Origin of the sequence: Parasphingorhabdus sp. (assembly GCF_036568145.1) — a bacterium.
Lineage (GTDB): Bacteria > Pseudomonadota > Alphaproteobacteria > Sphingomonadales > Sphingomonadaceae > Parasphingorhabdus.
Genome location: NZ_DATCTC010000038.1, coordinates 1 through 17,972 on the forward strand (window position 1 = coordinate 1; position 17,972 = coordinate 17,972).

General features: G+C 55.4%; 13 protein-coding genes and 1 tRNA gene. 7 read left to right on the plus strand and 7 right to left on the minus strand.

Features of this window, described 5'->3' with window-relative positions; genetic code table 11:
* Nucleotides 1-4: 4 nt before the first annotated feature.
* Nucleotides 5-78 (minus strand) — tRNA-Cys (locus VIN76_RS15190).
* A gap of 228 nt (nucleotides 79-306) precedes the next feature.
* On the opposite strand from VIN76_RS15190, the gene VIN76_RS15195 reads away from it, so the two are divergent.
* The 5 genes from VIN76_RS15195 (at nucleotide 307) to VIN76_RS15215 (ending at nucleotide 8,655) form a co-directional block, all read left to right on the plus strand.
* Nucleotides 307-960 (plus strand): protein-L-isoaspartate O-methyltransferase, encoded by a 654-nt coding sequence (locus VIN76_RS15195; RefSeq protein ID WP_332042714.1) that lies wholly within the window; start codon nucleotides 307-309, stop codon nucleotides 958-960.
* A 43-nt stretch (nucleotides 961-1,003) separates the two neighbouring features.
* Nucleotides 1,004-2,467 (plus strand): TolC family outer membrane protein, encoded by a 1,464-nt coding sequence (locus VIN76_RS15200; RefSeq protein ID WP_332042715.1) that lies wholly within the window; start codon nucleotides 1,004-1,006, stop codon nucleotides 2,465-2,467.
* Between the two features lie 91 nt (nucleotides 2,468-2,558).
* Nucleotides 2,559-3,116, plus strand: coding sequence for a DUF2497 domain-containing protein (locus VIN76_RS15205; RefSeq protein WP_332042716.1), 558 nt, complete (start codon nucleotides 2,559-2,561; stop codon nucleotides 3,114-3,116).
* Nucleotides 3,117-3,196: 80 nt separating this feature from the next.
* Nucleotides 3,197-5,284 (plus strand): S9 family peptidase, encoded by a 2,088-nt coding sequence (locus VIN76_RS15210; RefSeq protein WP_332042717.1) that lies wholly within the window; start codon nucleotides 3,197-3,199, stop codon nucleotides 5,282-5,284.
* A gap of 350 nt (nucleotides 5,285-5,634) precedes the next feature.
* Nucleotides 5,635-8,655, plus strand: a complete 3,021-nt coding sequence (locus tag VIN76_RS15215; RefSeq protein ID WP_332042718.1) for a valine--tRNA ligase — start codon at nucleotides 5,635-5,637, stop codon at nucleotides 8,653-8,655.
* A 106-nt stretch (nucleotides 8,656-8,761) separates the two neighbouring features.
* Here VIN76_RS15215 and VIN76_RS15220 read toward each other — a convergent pair whose 3' ends face one another.
* The 5 genes from VIN76_RS15220 to VIN76_RS15240 form a co-directional block, all read right to left on the minus strand.
* A complete protein-coding gene (locus VIN76_RS15220; protein WP_332042719.1) occupies nucleotides 8,762-10,453 on the minus strand; it encodes an ATP-binding protein in 1,692 nt (563 codons plus the stop codon).
* A 110-nt stretch (nucleotides 10,454-10,563) separates the two neighbouring features.
* Nucleotides 10,564-11,337, minus strand: coding sequence for a TIGR02186 family protein (locus VIN76_RS15225; RefSeq protein WP_332042720.1), 774 nt, complete (start codon nucleotides 11,335-11,337; stop codon nucleotides 10,564-10,566).
* Nucleotides 11,334-12,248 (minus strand): sulfite exporter TauE/SafE family protein, encoded by a 915-nt coding sequence (locus tag VIN76_RS15230; RefSeq protein WP_332042721.1) that lies wholly within the window; start codon nucleotides 12,246-12,248, stop codon nucleotides 11,334-11,336. The genes VIN76_RS15225 and VIN76_RS15230 overlap by 4 nt, the downstream gene beginning before the upstream one ends.
* A gap of 81 nt (nucleotides 12,249-12,329) precedes the next feature.
* On the minus strand, nucleotides 12,330-13,367 hold the full coding sequence (locus VIN76_RS15235) for a hypothetical protein (protein ID WP_332042722.1): 1,038 nt from the start codon (nucleotides 13,365-13,367) through the stop codon (nucleotides 12,330-12,332).
* Between the two features lie 50 nt (nucleotides 13,368-13,417).
* Nucleotides 13,418-14,842 (minus strand): glycosyl transferase family protein, encoded by a 1,425-nt coding sequence (locus VIN76_RS15240; RefSeq protein WP_332042723.1) that lies wholly within the window; start codon nucleotides 14,840-14,842, stop codon nucleotides 13,418-13,420.
* 251 nt (nucleotides 14,843-15,093) lie between these two features.
* On the opposite strand from VIN76_RS15240, the gene VIN76_RS15245 reads away from it, so the two are divergent.
* The gene (locus VIN76_RS15245) at nucleotides 15,094-16,518 is read left to right on the plus strand and encodes an MFS transporter (RefSeq protein ID WP_332042724.1); all 1,425 of its coding nucleotides are present in this window, start codon (nucleotides 15,094-15,096) and stop codon (nucleotides 16,516-16,518) included.
* A 30-nt stretch (nucleotides 16,519-16,548) separates the two neighbouring features.
* Entirely contained in the window at nucleotides 16,549-16,983 is a 435-nt protein-coding gene (locus VIN76_RS15250) for an acyl-CoA thioesterase (protein WP_332042725.1), read from the plus strand.
* 113 nt (nucleotides 16,984-17,096) lie between these two features.
* Here VIN76_RS15250 and VIN76_RS15255 read toward each other — a convergent pair whose 3' ends face one another.
* Nucleotides 17,097-17,879 carry a crotonase/enoyl-CoA hydratase family protein gene (locus VIN76_RS15255; RefSeq protein WP_332042726.1) on the minus strand — a complete coding sequence of 261 codons (783 nt, stop codon included), beginning with the start codon at nucleotides 17,877-17,879 and terminating at the stop codon, nucleotides 17,097-17,099.
* Nucleotides 17,880-17,972: the final 93 nt, after the last annotated feature.

The following is a 17,972-nucleotide window of genomic DNA, read 5'->3' on the forward strand; positions in this document are numbered from 1 at the left end:
TGAGTGGAGGCCCGAGCCGGAATCGAACCGGCGTACACGGATTTGCAATCCGCTGCGTCACCACTCCGCCATCGGGCCAGAGAAGGAGCGCAATTGCGTCGCTTTGCCCCTAATGTCAAGCCTAACTTATCCTTGGATAGCCCAGATAATTTGACGTAAAAGCGGCGACCACAGGAAAAACCTAGAAATCCGTCTTGGCGATATCGACAAGTGCGGCTAAAAGCGCTGGAAAAATATTCATACTGTATTGCCTTAATAATACAGAGATGACATAGATGAAACTCAAACGTACCAAAGGTAGTCAAAGTGGGTCACGAAAATTTCAAAGAAATGCGCAAGGCTATGATCGTCAGCCAATTGCGCACCAGTGATGTCAACGATCCTAGAGTCATTGCTGCGATTAACAATGTGGCGCGCGAAGATTTCGTGCCCGCCGCATCGCGGAACGTGGCTTATTCGGATCGCGGCGTCAGCATTGGTGAAGGACGCGCGCTCAATGCCCCGCTTGCAACCGGCCGTTTGCTGAATGTTGCGCACCTTTCCATGGACGACAAGGTACTGCTGGTCGGCGCAGCAACGGGTTATACTGCCGCAGTGGTAGCACAGCTTGCAGGTTCGGTAGTTGCTCTTGAGCAATCCGACGCGCTTGCTGCCATAGCAAGGAACAATCTTGACGGCATTGATAATGTGCGGGTCGAAACAGGTGGCCATGCGGACGGCTTTGCCGAAGGCGCACCCTATTCCGTGATCATTATCGACGGCGTTGTCGATCAGGTACCCGATTCTCTGGTCAATCAGCTTTCAGCGGAAGGCCGTCTGGTAGCAGCGATTATGGACAAAAGCGTTCCCCGCCTGGCCATTGGCTACAAAAGCGGCGACAGCATAAGCTATCAATATTTTGCGGATTGCGGCGGCGCTGCCCTGCCCGGCTTTGAACGGGTCAAGAGTTTCAGTTTCTAATATGCGGGTTTTCCTGCACAAATATTCCGGGAGATATTATTCAATGAGCAAGCGCAATTTGTTGCTTAGCGCTGTCGCCATTGCGACTTTCTCAACCCCGGCACAAGCTGACACGCTTCGAGAGGCTTTGGCTTCGGCCTATCAAACAAACCCGACATTGTCCGGAGCGCAAGCTCAGCAGCGCGCAACGGATGAGAATGTTGTCATTGCCAAAGCGGATGGCCGCCCCAATTCGGGCACTAGCTTTTCCTATCAGGAAAATTTCCTCCGCAATGCCAACAGCTTTACCGCCCCGTTACGGCAGGCAAGCGCCGGGGGCGAAATCAACATTCCGGTTTATTCCGGTGGCAGGGTAAAATATGCCGTGCGCTCTGCCGAAACCAGAGTTGCCGCGGGTCAGTATGACCTTCGCGCGACAGAAGCCAGTCTGTTCAGTAACGTGGTCGCAGTCTATATGGACGTGATGCGCGATGAAGCCGTGGTCGAGTTGAACCGTGCCAATGTGGGCGTGCTTTCCGTGAATCTGGAAGCGACTGGCGACCGGTTTGAAATTGGTGACCTGACCCGCACGGATGTTGCCCAATCAGAAGCACGGCTGGAAATTGCCAAGGGGGAGCTGGAAACTGCGCGGTCCAATCTGATTAGCAGCAAGGAAAATTATATCGCCCTGGTCGGTCATGCGCCCGGCGAATTGGAACCACCCCCGCCCTTACCCAATATGCCGGCAACCCCGGATGAGGCGGTAGAGATTGCCTTGCAATTTAACCCCGACCTGTTGGCAGCCAAAGAACGCAGTGAAGCGGCAGAAATTGACATCAAGACCGCGCGCGGAGCCGTTAAGCCGACAGTTGAAGCCTTTGTTCAGGGCAGTTACGTTAACTTTCTCGATACTCTGGGCGGGAATATTCCCGGTGCCGACCTTGTGCAGGAGCAATCGGACGCACAGGCCGGTGTTCGTTTGTCCGTTCCGATTTATCAGGGTGGCCGCCCCGCAGCGCAGGTGCGTCAGGCACAGGCGCGGTCCAGTCAGGCTTATGAACAGCTCATCGAAGTCGAGCGGAGCGTCATAGCCCAGACCCGCGCGGCTTATTCCAGCTGGCGTGCGTCCGAACGTGTTATCCAGTCCTCTGAACGCGCTGTTGCGGCCGGTGCGCTGTCACTGGAAGGCGTTCGCGCGGAAAATAGCGTCGGCAACCGGACCATACTCGACATTTTGAACGCGGAACAGGAATTGCTCAATGCGCAGGTGCAATTGGTGACAGCGCGGCGGAACAGCTACGTTGCGGGCTTCACCCTATTGGCTGCGATGGGCCGTGCCGAAGCGCGTGACCTTGGGCTTGATGGCGGCGTGCTTTACGATCCTCAGGTCAATTATGACCGGGTCAAGGGCCAGTTTTACGACTTCCAGTCCGACCCGAATCCCGAACCGCAGGCAACCCGGACGGTCAATACCACTGCCCAAACAGCCGATGTTGCACCTCTCCCGGAACCCACAGGACGGGAATGACAGGAAAATAGTTGCCGATTTGTGCTTAATGTCCGCCGATTTTCTGATAGAGAGCAAGTGGATTATTTTTTGAGCGTTAGGGATTTTGCAAATGGCGGAACATAATAAAGAATCGTCCATGGAAGAAATTCTGTCATCGATCAAACGCATCATCGCCGAAGACAAGGCGATTGGCAGTGATCGTCCTTCGGCTAGAAATAGCGATGTTTCACAAAGCGAAGAAGACGAACCACGTGGCGACAATGTCACGCCGATAGCACCGCTACCGAAAAGCATCGTGGCCAAACGCGGCCCGATCAAAAAGCCCACAGCTGCGACTTCGCAAAATGAAGAGGAAGTGCTGGAGCTGACCAACAGCATCGCGGATAATGGCTCAACCACGGCTCACGGCGTATTCGGTGAACGCCGCAAGGAAGAGCGGCTCATCAATGACCGGAAACTCGATGCCATGCGCCAGTCGCTTTCGGCGCTTGTTGCCATGGAAAGCGCCAGTGCCCCTGCCCCCGCAAAACCAAGCAGCGGTACATCGCTGGAAGACCTGACCCGTGACCTTATGCGGCCCATGCTGGAAAAATGGCTGGATGAAAACCTGCCACCGCTGATCGAGGATATGGTTGCACGCGAAATCCGGCGGCTCAGCGACAAGTAGCTAAAACCTGCCAGCAAAAACTTAACACACGCAAATTAAAGCCGATTGCCATGTCAAACTGACATGCTAAGTTAAGTTTCATGAGAAACCTTTCAAAAGCATCATGGCTTGCGCTGTTAACCGCAGGCACCATTTTAACCGCACCGCTTGCATCTGCGCGGCCCATGACGGCGGAGGATCTGGCAACGCTGAAGCGGCTTGGTTCGCCGGTGGTATCGCCGGACGAGAAATGGACCGTCTTTGACGTTACCGAAACCGATCCGGAAAGCTATGAGCGTTCAACGGCGCTTTACCTGCTAGACCTTACAAAACCATCCGCTGTCCCCGTGCGTATTGCCGACAAAGCGGGTGCCAGCGAGCATAGCCCGGCTTTCTCCGCCGATGGCGAGCGGCTTTACTATTTGTCGGATGCCAGCAAATCCGAACAGCTTTGGCAGGTCACGATCAGCGCTGACGGCCAGATCGGAAACCCGGTTCAGGCAAGCGATCTCAAGGCGGATATTGCCGGTTTCAAATTATCCCCGGCAGGTGGCAAAATTGCCGTCTGGGGTGACATTGCCAAAGAGTGCCCGACATTTGGCTGCAGCGAAGAAGATGGCGGTGACGGCAATCGCGCACTGCCGGGGCCGGGCACAGGCCGTGAATATGACGAACTGTTCGTGCGTCACTGGTCAAGCTGGGAAACACCGGGCAATTACAGCCGGATTTTCGCCTTTGATATGCAGGGCGGCAAACTGACCGGCAATGGCACTGCGCTGGACGGCGATCTGGTTGGGGACAGCCCGTCAAAACCCTTTGGCGGCGGGGAAGAAATTACCTGGTCCCCAATGGGTAAAGACCTGGTTTTTGCCCTGCGCAAGGCGGACCGTAATGAGCCGAAATCAACCAATCTCGACATTTACAGCGTCAAGTTCGGTTCCGCAGCACCAAATCCCAAAGCCATTCCCACCAATGGCGAAGCGACCGACAATCTGCCCGCCTTTGCGCCCAATGACGAGATATTCGCGTGGGCAGCGATGGAACGCCCCGGTTATGAAAGCGACCGCATGGTCGTCAAACTGCTGGCCAAAAACGAAGAGGAGCCGCGCATTTTAACCGCTGACTGGGACCGTTCGGTTAGCTCGATAACGTGGACAGCCGATAGCAAGGCCTTGATCGTCACGGCCCAGGAGAAACTGGATAGCCCCGCTTTCCGCATCAATATTGCCGATGGCAAAGTGACAAGGCTGACCGAAAGCGGCAGCGTCAGCAACATCACGCCGCTGAAAGACGGGTCGATCATCTACACGTTGAGCAGCTTGCAAGCTCCGCCTGATATTTACCGGCGCGGTGCCGATGGGACGGTGACACAGCTCACCAATATCAATGGCAATGAGCTGGCGGAAATTGACAAGGTCGAGGTGCAGCGCTTTAATTTCAGCGGTGCAGGCGGGGATCAGGTCTGGGGACAGATCATCAAACCGGCCGGTGCAACGGGCAAACTGCCAATGGCATTTCTGGTTCATGGCGGACCGCAAGGCAGCTTTGGCGATGGCTGGTCAACCCGCTGGAACCCCAAGGTCATGGCGGCGCAGGGCTATGCGGTTGTCACGGTCGATTTTCACGGCTCCACCGGCTATGGGCAGGAATTCACCGACAGTATCAATCAGGATTGGGGCGGAAAGCCGCTCGAAGACCTGAAACTGGGTTTTGCAGCCGCGCTTAACACCGACAGCCAGATTGACGGAACACGCTCCTGCGCTTTGGGAGCTTCCTATGGCGGTTATATGATGAACTGGATTTCCGGCCAGTGGCCGGACCAGTTTGACTGTATCATCAACCATGCCGGCGTGTTTGACCTGCGATCCATGTCGCTGAGCACCGAGGAATTGTGGTTCGACCAGTGGGATCATGGCGGCCCGTGGACAACCCGGCCCAATCCGGAAAAATGGAACCCGATCAATCATATCGACAAATGGAAAACGCCGACATTGGTCATCCATGGCGAGAAGGATTTCCGGATTCCCTATACGCAAAGCCTGATGGCCTTTACCGCGTTGCAGGAAAATGATGTGCCTTCCAAATTGCTGATCTTTCCGGACGAGAACCATTGGATATTGAAAGGCAAGAACAGCGTGCAATGGCATGAGGCTGTCTTTGACTGGATGGACAGGTGGACAAAGAAATAGCGTACATGGCGTCAGGCATTTGCACCGTGCGTATTGCCTAACTTCACTAACTTCACACCAAGGAACCATAATTTTCCGCCAAATCGTCTTCCAAGGAAGATTTTCAATCCTACAGATACAAGGGGTGAATCCGGCTACAAGAATCTTGTAGGAAAAACCGGACTCCCCCCCCCTCGCCGGAATGACGATGGGGCTTGCGGCCAATATTCAAAGATGAGAAAGAACAAAACGAGAACTAGCACGATCGCCATGCTGTAGGAAAGCATTTTATCGCCGCTCGCTTGCTTCTGCGGCGTGGAGGAGATCGTTTCCGGGTTGCCCCTCGCCAAAACCGCTGGCAAAGGCATTTCATGACTTTAGATAAAAATTTCGACCCGGCGGCCATTGAAGCGCGCTGGTATGCACATTGGGAACAATCCGGCCAGTTTCGCCCTGAACGCGGGGATGCGGAGCCGTTTACAATCGTCAACCCGCCGCCAAATGTGACGGGCAGCCTGCATATCGGCCACGCGCTCGACAACACGTTGCAGGACATTATCATCCGCCATGAACGGATGAAGGGCAAGGACGCGCTGTGGGTCGTCGGCATGGATCACGCGGGCATCGCCACACAGATGGTGGTCGAGCGGCAAATGAACGAGCGCGGTGAAAAGCGCACCGACTATTCCCGCGAGGATTTCGTTGAAAAAGTCTGGGAATGGAAAGAGGAATCCGGCGGCGCGATCACCGGACAGCTTCGCCGCCTTGGCTGTTCGATGGACTGGTCGAACGAGCGTTTCACGATGGACGAAGGCATGAATGCCGCTGTCCTGAAAGTGTTTGTGGACCTTTATAATGATGGCCTGATTTACCGTGACAAGCGGCTGGTCAACTGGGACCCTGCGCTGAAAACCGCGATTTCCGACCTTGAGGTGGAAACCCGTGATGTAAAAGGCGGGTTCTGGCACTTCAAATATCCGCTGGCTGACGGTGTGAAGCTCGACAACGGGCAGGATTATATCGAGGTCGCCACCACGCGCCCCGAAACCATGCTGGCCGACATGGCCGTGGCCGTGCATCCGAGTGACGAGCGTTACCAGAGCGTCATCGGCAAGGAAATCGAGCAGCCGATTACTGGCCGCCGGTTCAGGATTGTCGCAGACGAACATGCCGACCCCGAACTGGGCAGCGGCGCGGTGAAGATTACACCGGGCCATGACTTTAACGATTTCGAGGTTGGCAAGCGCGCCGGTTTTGCTGCCGCTGAAATGCTCAACATGTTCGATGCCGAGGCAAATGTTTGCCAGACCGAAGATGGCCTGATCCCGGACGAATATATCGGCTTGCACCGTTTCAAGCGCGATGGCGTCGATGGCGCACGCGAACTGGTGGTGCAGCGGATGAAGGAACTGGGCTTCCTGATCCCCCATGTCACCAAGTCCAAGGATGGTGAAACGGTGGAGCATGACGCCGAACCGCGCACCATAGCCACCCCCTTTGGCGACCGCGGCGGCGTAGTGATTGAACCGTGGCTGACCGATCAATGGTATGTCGATGCCAAAACGCTGGCCCAGCCCGCGATTGAAGCGGTGAAGTCGGGTGCAATCGAGATTGTGCCGAAGACATGGGAAAAGACTTATTTTAACTGGATGGAAAATATCCAGCCATGGTGTGTGTCACGTCAGCTTTGGTGGGGGCACCGGATTCCGGCCTGGTATGGTCCAAAAGCTTTTTCTCCAGAAGAGAAACTTAGCCCCCATTGGCCTGATCTTTCGTTTGATGTGAGCGATGATTTCGCCACCGCGAACTCCACACTTCTCAATGATGAAGTGTTTGTATCTGAATCTGAAGAAGACGCCTTAGCTCAGGCCTCCATTTACTATTCAGATCGGATCGGGTCTCGTGAAATCGTGGTCGTTGAAAATCGACTTTCAGCAATGAAGGTCATTCTCTCCGGAGAGCTTGATCTAAAAAAGACTATACCAATTTGGCGTGACAGTGACGTTCTCGATACATGGTTCTCCTCTGCGCTGTGGCCGTTTGCTACATTGGGCTGGCCCCGGGATCTGGTGGAAGAATCCGTTAGTGGTGAGCCTGTCGAACCACGCCTCTCGAACGAGAAACACCCTTCGACAAGCTCAGGGCTAACGGCCAAACCCGGTTCCGATCTCGCTCGCCATTATCCCAATGACCTGTTGATTTCCGGCTTTGACATCCTGTTCTTCTGGGACGCGCGGATGGCGATGCAGGGCATCCAGTTCATGAAGGAAGTGCCGTGGAAGCGGCTTTACCTGCACGGGCTGGTGCGCGCAGAAGACGGTTCGAAAATGTCCAAGTCCAAGGGCAATGTCGTCGATCCACTGGGCCTGATAGATGAATATGGCGCCGATGCGCTGCGCTTCTTCATGGCAGCGATGGAAAGCCAGGGCCGCGACATCAAAATGGATGACAAGCGCGTCGAGGGCTACCGCAACTTCGCGACAAAGCTGTGGAATGCCTCGCGTTTCTGCGAAGCCAACGGCATTGGCGCAAGCAAGACCCTGCACGCGCCGGACGCCGCTTTGCCGGTCAACCGCTGGATCATTTCCGAAGTGACCGAAACACTGGCGTCGCTCGACAAGGCTTTGGGCGACCTGCGTTTTGATGCCGCTGCGAACACCATTTACCATTTCACATGGGACCGTTTCTGCGACTGGTATCTGGAGCTTATCAAGCCGCTCTTGCAGGGCGAGGACAAAGCGGCTGCGGATGAAACCCGCGCCGTTGCCGGTTGGGTGCTCGACCAGATTATCGTGATGCTGCATCCGTTCATGCCGTTTATCACCGAGGAATTGTGGCACAGCATGGCAGCCGAAACCGGCGGGCGGGAATATGACCTGATCGTCGCCAAATGGCCGGAGCCGAAGGCCGCAGTGGACAAGGATGCCAAGGCCGAGGTTGATTGGCTGATCCGCCTTATCTCCGCTGTCCGCGCCGCAAAGGTAGAGCTTAACATCGCGCCAGGCACCAAGATGACCGCCCATGTGCGGGACGGGGATGACAGCCTGAAAGACCGGATTGCCCGGCAGAGCGCTGCGCTCGACCGGGTTGGCCGTTTGGAAAGCGTCTCCTTTGATCCTGCTCCCGAAGGCGCGAATGCCCAGATCGTTATTGACGGCGCGACCTATGTCCTGCCGCTTGCCGGTGCGATTGATGTCGACGCGGAAAAAGCGCGGCTGGGCAAGGCTCTGGAAGCATCGCAGAAGGAAGCCAAAAGCCTGAGTGGCCGGCTGAGCAATCCCAATTTCGTCGAGAAAGCCAAGCCGGAAGCGGTAGAAAAAGCCCGCGCCGATCTGGCCGACAAGGAAGCGGAAGCGGAGCGGTTACAGGCGGCTCTGGCGCGGTTGGGGTAGGTTTACCCTGCCCCATAACCGTTAGTCCTGAGCCTGTCGAAGGGCGTCGCAAGACCATCAGCACCCTTCGACAAGCTCAGGGCTAACGGATTAGTATATCCGTCTGTTAACGTCCCTGGCTTCTCCAGCGGCGGATAACGCGCTGCACAATCTCTTCCTCGCCGCCATGGTCGCGCCATAGGTCTGAGAATAGCGGGTCATCCGATGCCGGGCGGCGTTCTTCGGCTAGGTTGTCGAGCGATACGCGAATGGGTATCGCCACGCCCTCTCCGCAGACGATACATTCGCGGTTACGCAGCGCCGGGATGGAGTCCAGAAAGCCCCGTGCGCCTTCGGGCATGGCGGCTTTCACAAAGCTCTGGTCGCGGTCGTTGTTCAGGCGCATGGAAATGATCGTGCCACACTGCGAAAGCACGCCCTCCGCCAAATCTGATGGCCGCTGCGTAATCAGGCCCAGCGACACGCCATATTTCCGGCCTTCCTTGGCAATCCGGCCCAGAATATCGCGCACGCTGCTTTCGCCCGCGACATTATCATTGGGAATATAACGGTGCGCTTCCTCGCAAACCAGCAGCATCGGCCGCTGAGGCTCGTTACGCGCCCAGATCGCATAGTCAAAGACCAGACGGCTGAGCACCGCGACCACGGTTGGCGTTATCTCGGATGGCATGGCCGACACGTCGATAATCGAAATCGGCTTGCCATCGGCGGGCAGGCGCAGGATCTTTGTCAGGAAGTCGGCCATTGTATCGCCCACCAGCATGCCGGAGAACATGAAGCTGTAGCGCGGGTCGGCCTTTATCTCGTCGATCTTTGTCTTCAGGCGCATGAACGGCGCAGTGTTGGTCGATTTGTCGAGCTTGCCCATTTCATTCTGGATGATGCTGGTGAGGTCGGACAATAAATAAGGGACCGGGCTGTCTACGGTCAGCTTCGCAACGCCTTGCGCGGCCTGGCTCTTGGACTTGGCGGCGAGCAGGCATTTGGCGAGAATATCGCAATCCGTCTGCCGGTCATCGCCTTTTGATTTCACGAACACTTCGCAATGTTCCTGAAAGTTCATCAACCAATAGGGCATGGCCAAGTTGTTCACGTCGAACAGCCGCCCGTTGGTCTTGAACGCCGCCGAATATTCGCCGTGCGGGTCGATCATCAGGATATGACCTTCGGGCGCAATGTCGCAGATCTTGTGCAGGATCAGCGCCGCCGAGGTCGATTTACCCGTACCGGTCGATCCCAAAAGCGCGAAATGCTTGCCCAGCATCGCATCGACATAAAGCGCACCGCGAATATCCTCGGTCGGGTAAACCGTGCCGATCTCGACATGCGCGCGGCCATCGGAGGCGTAAATCTGTTTAAGGTCGCTGGTCGTCACCGCGTAAACATCGGAACCGGGAATGGGGTAGCGCGTCACGCCGCGGCGGAAATTATAGATATTGCCGGTCAACATCTCTTCATCGCCTTCACCCAGAAAATCTATCTCGGCAATGATGATCCCGCCCTGATCCCGGTGCAGTTTTTGCGTGCGGATATTGGCGATAAGCCATGTCGTGTCCACGCGCACTTTCACCTGGCTGCCCACCTGCCCGGCCATTTTCACGGTCGGATCGGGATGACCGGCAAGACTCGTCAGAACAGAGGCGTCCATCAATATGCGCGAGCTGGACCCGGCAATTTCGATGACCTCACCGATATTATGACCCTCGGCCCGTGTGGCCCCCGGCGCCGGTGTTGCAACCGGTTCATCAGCCGGAAATGGCTGTGCTGCGGGGAAATTATGAGAACCCATATCTGACATGAAGGCGCAATCCTGCTCTGTTTATCTGCGAACAGGATTACACGGCCATGATTAAGGATTATTTACCGGCGCTATCTGTTTGCAAAATGACAGAAAAAATCGCCTGCCCGTCACATCTTGCGGAACAGATAACCGGCGCCCCAGCCCAAAAGAACCGAAATGAGAACAGCCAGCAACCCATAGATAAAACCGTAATTTTCCGACAGGTTGGTAATGAAACGGCCAAAGCCCATTTTTTCTATCGTAATGTCCTTGATCTCGGCCGCTTCCACACGCCCGTCAATAATCAGGAATGTTTCCGCCGAATATTTGCCCACCGGCACGCTGGCCGGCAAATTTATCCGCGCTTTATAGAGGACGGAATCGGTAATCTCGACGCTGTTGGGCAGGTTTTCATATAATCCGCCGCGACTGTTCAGGTCCACCAGCCCCTGGGTAAAGCGGTTCAGTTCCTCGCTATCGATCGCACCGGCGGGGGATAATTGCAGATGGCTCAGGCCAAGCTCGAAAATATCCGCCGTCTTGGGATCGACAATTTCTTCCACCGGGCGCGATGATGCGATGGCGTAAAAACCCGGAGCAGAACGGAATTCACTGCTGGAGGCATTGATCCAGATACCGGCCACCTTTTGCTTTTCCCGCACGATGATGGATTCAGTCGGCCCCTTTAACACAACCACAATATCGGCTGCCTCGCTGTTGCGGGTGCCGGGAGGATAAGTAATCGCTCCGAAAAGCAAGAGCTGGGCGCCGTTAAAATCGCCCTTGATGCTGATCTTGTCCTGCGACACATCGGGCACCAGAACGGGCGCGTTGGCTGTCGTCAGGAACAATATGCCAAGAGCGCAAAATATCACTGCCAGCTTTGACCGGGGCGCGATCATAACAATTGCACCGTGTAAATCTCATCGGGGCGGAACCCCAGCCCCATCGCCATGCGAACGGCAACCAACAGCACTATGCCGGCAAGCGCAAGACGCAGATATTCCGGTTTCATCCGCTGGGCAAATTTTGCGCCCAGTTGCGCCCCGGTGACGCTTCCGATCAACAGCAAACCGGCCAGAACAATATCCACCGCCTTTGTTGTCATGCTGTGCATCATCGTGGCGGCAATGGTCACGAACAATATCTGGAACAGCGATGTGCCCACCACCACCTGAGCGCCCATGCCAAGCAGATAGAGCATTGCCGGGACCATGATAAAACCGCCCCCCACGCCCAGCAACATCGTCAATATCCCGGTCATAAGGCCGATTACAAACGGTGCGATGGGAGAGATATAAAGCCCGGAACGGTAAAAGCGCCATGGCATAGGCAGGTTCGCAACCAGCGGATGATGCCGCCGTTTTCGTGTTGGCACGGGTTTGCCAGAGCGGGTCGCCTTCACGCTGGCCCACGCTTCCTTGGCCATCAAACTGCCGATGCTGCCGAGCATCAGCACATAGAGAATCGAAATGACCGTATCGGTTTGTCCCCAGCGCTGGAGGATCTGGAACAGCCCGGCGCCGATAAACGTGCCCAGAAGCCCGCCCGCGACCATCACCGTGCCCATCCGGAAATCCACACCTTTAAGCCGCATATGGGCAGCGACGCCGGAAATGCTGGCCCCCGTCACCTGTGTCGAAGCCGATGCAGCGGCGACTGTCGGGGGAATCCCGTAGAATATTAACAATGGCGTGGTCAGGAACCCCCCGCCAACACCAAACATCCCGGACAAAATACCCACCGCCCCGCCAAGCAACACGATGACAAACGCATCAACTGACAAGTTGGCGATGGGGAGGTAAATATCCATATTTCCAACGAGTAATCTGTTTTCACCACAGGATAAAGAGACTTGATCTGCGCGCGGCTAATAAAGTTTCAAATCCGCCGATCAGAAGCCGGTTGAAACTGTGACAGCAACACCGGAATCGGGAACAGCATTGCCACCGATACGTTGCCGCCAGTCCAGCGACAAGCGCATATCGTTTTTACCGACCGGAATATGGATATTGGCCCGCGGCCCGATGTCAAAGCGCGTCACCCCTTCCTGTCCTCCAGCCCATGCACCTGCCCCGGCGGTCAGTTTATAATGGCCCTGTTCCCACAATTTCCTCTGCAAATTGGCCGATACATCAAAGAAATAGCTATCATTATCGGCAAACAGGAAACCCGCCTGCCCGTAAGTTTCCAGACTGGTATCCGCTATTAATATTTCCGGCAATTTTTCCGGCAAGATTTTCGGGAGCAAATCCGGGCCGGTTCCGCCAGCCACATAGACCGCAGTTCCGCGGCTGTGAAACTGCCCTGCCCCCATGCGCTTTTCTGCGAACAGGGATAACGGTATCCTGGCAAAGGGGCGCGCGCTGAGGCCGATTGCAAGCTCCTCTTGTCCTGCATCCTTGAGCGCGCTTGATGCCCGGACAAAGGCCGACAGGTGACTCTGCGATGCCCCTGCCAGACGATAAGTCAGGATGGCTCCGGCCTGACTGCCACCATATTGTCCGCCCGGCGATTGCAGCACCGGCACAGCCGCACCGGACGGCCCTGCGCCGCTGGACTGGCGTGCAAATAGCCAGAAATAGCCGGATAGCGGCTTGGTTGATGATGGAACTATCCCGGCCGCCTGCCTTTGCGAAACCTGTCGCGGGGGCGCGGCGGGCGTTTCTTTTGCCGTGGTGGATGGCTGCGATAAAGCAAATGCACTGGCAATCAGCGGTGTCCTTGCTTCGGGATATGTAACCCGCCGGCCGCCCTTTTGATCGCTTTTGGTGACTTTGGTCCGCATCAGTACGGGTAGCGGGGCTGATGGTGATGCTGCGCCAGTTGGGGCTGGCATATTCACCATCTCGGCCGCTTCCACTGCTCCTACAACCGAAACAGGAAAGGCAATTTCCCATATAATCCGGACCGAAACCCAGAGGATAACCATGGCTAAAAACACCTTGACCGGGGCGCCCTTACTGATCTGCATGACGGTGATTATTCGCTTTTGAGAAGGGCGTTTAAAGGCCTGAGCCGTTCGACTTGGGTCATATCAGGGTAGAAATGCTCGGTTTTCTCCCATCGCAGAGGCGCCCCGGTTAATATTTTCAGATAATAGATTATGGCCCGTTTAGCCGCTAATATATTGATTATATTGGCAATGAATGTCCGCGGGATCGACAGCCATGCCTCCCTCATCCCATAGAGCGCAGAAACCAGATAGGCCCGGATCACCATTCGCCAGAGCAGGAACAGCGCATTGGAAACCAGCATTATCTTTAGCAAGCCGGAAAGCGGAGCGGGTTGATAAAGGCCCGCCAGATCAAGAGCATATAATGTTCCGGACAGGATAATCGCCACATAGGCCAGCGCCAGAATAATGGCAGAAAAGCTGGACTTGCGATCACGAAGGCGCATCCAGTTTTCGCGCCAGCAGTTCTTCCAGCCCAGCCGGTCCCATCCGGATAATGAAATGCCGACCATCCAGCGGCTTTTCTGCCTTATCGCGTCTTCAAGCGTGTCCGGGAAGAATTCCTCTGTCGCGACCAACTGGCCCTTCTGGTCCTTCAGCCTCACAAAAATTCCGCGTGCCTCCCCTTCCGTAAGCCTGAGGCCCAGTTCGTAATCCTCTGTCAGGCTGGCTTCATCAAACGGTTTGCCGGATTTGCGGGCGGACAGGTTGCCCAGCGCTTCACGCCGGAACGCGCATCCGACGCCGGCGGCGGGCAACGATACGCCCAGCGCCTCCCTCAAAACCATTTGCTTGCCGTGCAATTCGGCAAATTCATCACCATAATGCCCGGCAATCCATGTCGAACGCGCCGCGCGCCGGGGGATGACCGGAATCTGCACCAATGATGCCCGGTCGATCAGAAAATCAAACAATTCCAGTGCCTTGGGATGAACCAGATCCTCCGCATCCTGAAGAATGACGGCCTTGAATTCAATCTTTTCCAGCATTTCGTCCTGACACATTCCCCGCCAAAGCCGGTTCAGACAGTCCGCCTTGGACGTAGGACCATCATGGTCGCATAATATCATCCGGATATTCTTGAATCCGCTGGCCGCATCCGCAACAGCGGCAATCGTGGGGCCGTCATTGGGATAACAGCCCACATAGATACGGTAATTCCTGTGCTGCCACTGGCTTTTGCAGCGCCGCAACATGGCCCCGATAACCGGCGCTTCCTGCCATGCAGGGACAAATATCGCCAACGGTCGGCCATTATCAGGCGGCGGTATCTGCTCTGCAATTATACGGTCAAAGCGGTTGTAAACCAACAGCTTGCGCTTGAAGTTATGGATGATCCACAGCCCGTCAAATATGACATCATCAACCGCGCCGATTATGAAACAGAAGCTGGCGAAAAAGAGCAATTCCTTTTGCACGAAGTCGACAGACGACAATATATAATCATGCATTCAACTCTACGCCCCCCGCCGTAGCGAAAATTTCCCCCGGCAACCGAGCGTTACGGTTATAAACCGGACAAGATTTTCCGAATAGCACTGCCCGATCGCCCCCCGCGACAAGCAGCATTTCTTGAAATCTATCTTAATGTAAAAGATTGTAACATGATGAAAAGAGATAATTAAAAAACATGTAATGGATGCTGGACTCGCAAAGCAGATCAGGCCATCGTTCAAAGAAAACTAGTGATAGTGGAGGTGGAATGAACGTATCCCAATCAACGGCGGCTCCCGAGACCAATACCGGGCAAGCATTTGGAACCAGTGGTTATCGCAACTACGTTCTGTTTTCTTTGATGCTCCTCTACACGTTGAATTTTATCGACCGGATCCTGATCGGCGTGGTGGCACAGCCGATAATCGAGGAGTTCCGGTTGCAGGATTGGCAATTCGGCTTGCTGTCCGGTTTTGGCTTTGCGTTGATGTACACGGTGATGGGTATCCCGATCGCGCGTCTGACCGAGCGCATGAGCCGCGTCTATATCATTGCGGCCAGCGTCATATTATGGTCGCTGATGACCGCCCTGTGCGGCATAGCGGGCAGCTTTCTGGCACTGCTCGTCTTCCGGATAGGTGTCGGAATTGGTGAAGCAGGCCTGACCCCCGCGGCCAATTCGATTATTTCCGATTATTTCCCGCCGCGCAGCCGCGCCCGCGCTATCGCAATCTACACCATGGGCATTACTTTGGGCGGCGTCCTTGCCAACGCATTTGGCGGACCGATTACCCAGATGTTTTCATGGCGTGAAGCATTTCTGGTCCTCGGTATTCCCGGCGTTCTGTTCGGAATGATCTTTCTGTTCACTGTGAAAGAGCCACCGCGCGGCTATGCCGATCCACCCGGCATAAGCTCACCGGAAAGGACGAGTATCGGTGATACGATCCGTGAACTGTCTCCCAAGCCCTCTTTCTGGATCAATGTGGCCGCAGCGGCATTGGTCGCCTTTGTCGGTTACGGCGTCAGCAACTTCCAGGTCGCCTTTTTTCAGCGTGTCCACGAAATGTCGATCGCGGACGTAACGCTGAAAATCGCCGTGCCGTTGGGCCTTGCTGCATCATTTGGTGCGTTCATAACCGGATATTTCACCGAAAAACTCAGCGGCCGTTATCCCAATGCCGTCGCATGGTTGCCGGGCATCATGCTGATCGTCAGTGTGCCCTTTTACTGGATCGGATTCACTACCAGCAGCATCCCCTTTGCCCTCGGCGTATTGATTGTCGGAGCGGCTTTGCATTACGGTTATCTCGGCGCGCAATATACCATTTGCCAGGGCGTCGCCAGCCCGCGGTCCCGCGCAACGGCGATCGCTATGTTCCTGTTTATCGTCAACCTGATCGGCTATGGCTGCGGTCCGCTGGCTATTGGTCTGTTAAGCGATTTCTTGATGACCGCCGATCTCGCCGCATCGCAATATGCCGCAGAACTCAGCCCGCAATTGTGTAAAGGCAGACCGGAAGAACTGGTCGCTACACTGGGCGCAGCGCAAGCGCAGGCCTGTCTGACCGCAAGCGGCGAAGGGTTGCGCTGGGCGATACTTTACATGTCCAGTATATTTGCACTTGCAGGCGGCCTGTATCTCTATATCTGCAAGACATTGCAGCAGGATCTGGTCGCCAAAATGAACTGATCCCGCGTTCACATTGTCAAAGAGTATAATATGTCCAAATATGAAAACTGGCAGCTATCAAAGGCCAGCTATCCCTTTTCCACGATTACCCAGACCCGCTTTGGCGACATGGATCTGTTGGGCCACATCAATAATGTTGCGATGGCGGGCCTGTTCGAAAATGGCCGCGTCCGGTTTAACCATTCGCTAGGCATGGCTCATCTGGGCGAAGGGGAGCGCTGGCTGATCGCGGCGGTACAGATCAACTATATCCGCGAAGCCCATTTTCCCGACGATGCAGAAATTTGCAGCGGGATCAGCCGGATCGGCAATTCGTCATGGGATATATTATCCGCCGCGTTCCAGAAGGACAAATGCGTCGCAACCTGCACAACGACGCTGGTTCAGACCGACAAACAGGGCTCCAAGCCAATAGGGGCCGATCTCCGCGCGGGTCTGGAGAAATATATGGTCGGAAAAGACTGAAATTTTCCGTTAGTCCTGAGCTTGCCGTAAGGCGCTTGGGACTAACGGTTTTATCATCGACCGAAGACGGTGCCCGAAAACAGCGCCCGAAAGCAGCGCGTAATCAGTGCTACCTAATCGGTGAAATTCCCTGTCCGCTTCTGTAAATAGGCCATTACGGCCTCTTTCTGGTTGGGAGCGCGGGCGACCTTGTCCTGCTCGACACTTTCCATCATCAATATCTCGTCTTCGTTCATATCCGCCAATTTGTTCATCAGCCGCTTGGCAGCTTTGATCGCGTCGGGATTCTTGCCCGCAATTTCGGCGGCCAGATCCATCGCCCGTGCATGCGGGTCGTCGGAAAGGTGCGAGACAAAGCCCAGCTCCTTGCCCTCTTCGCCACTGAAAATCCGGTTGGTATAGGTCAGTTCGCGCAAAATATCGTCACGCACAAAACTGCGCCATGTTGAATAGCTGCCCATGTCAGGGATCAGTCCCCAACGCATTTCCATGATCGACAGCTTGGCATCGGGGGTCGCGATCCGGATATCGCCCGCCGATGCGAATTGCAGCCCGCCGCCCACACAGGCACCGTGAATGGCCACGATAACCGGCGCTGGCAGCCGCCGCCATTGCAGAACGACATGCTGGTATTTATTGGCATTGCCATGACTACGGTCGATCAGGCTCGTTCCCGTGCCCGAATTGGTGAAGGTAGACATATCAAGGCCCGCACAGAACCCCTTGCCATTACCCGACAACACAATCGCGCGGACATCGTTCATCTGCGCCAGTTGATCCGTCGCGTCTATAATCGCATCAATCTGTTCCGGGTCGAGCGCGTTCATTTTTTCCGGGCGGTTGAAACGGACATCTGCAATATGGTTTTCAACCGAAATAGTAACGCGCTGTGACATGTTCTGACTCTCCGTGAATGGATTCGTTTATGCTTTAGCAGCGATGTTAATCGCTCGCTTAACAAGCGGCAACTGGTCATTGCCAAAATACAT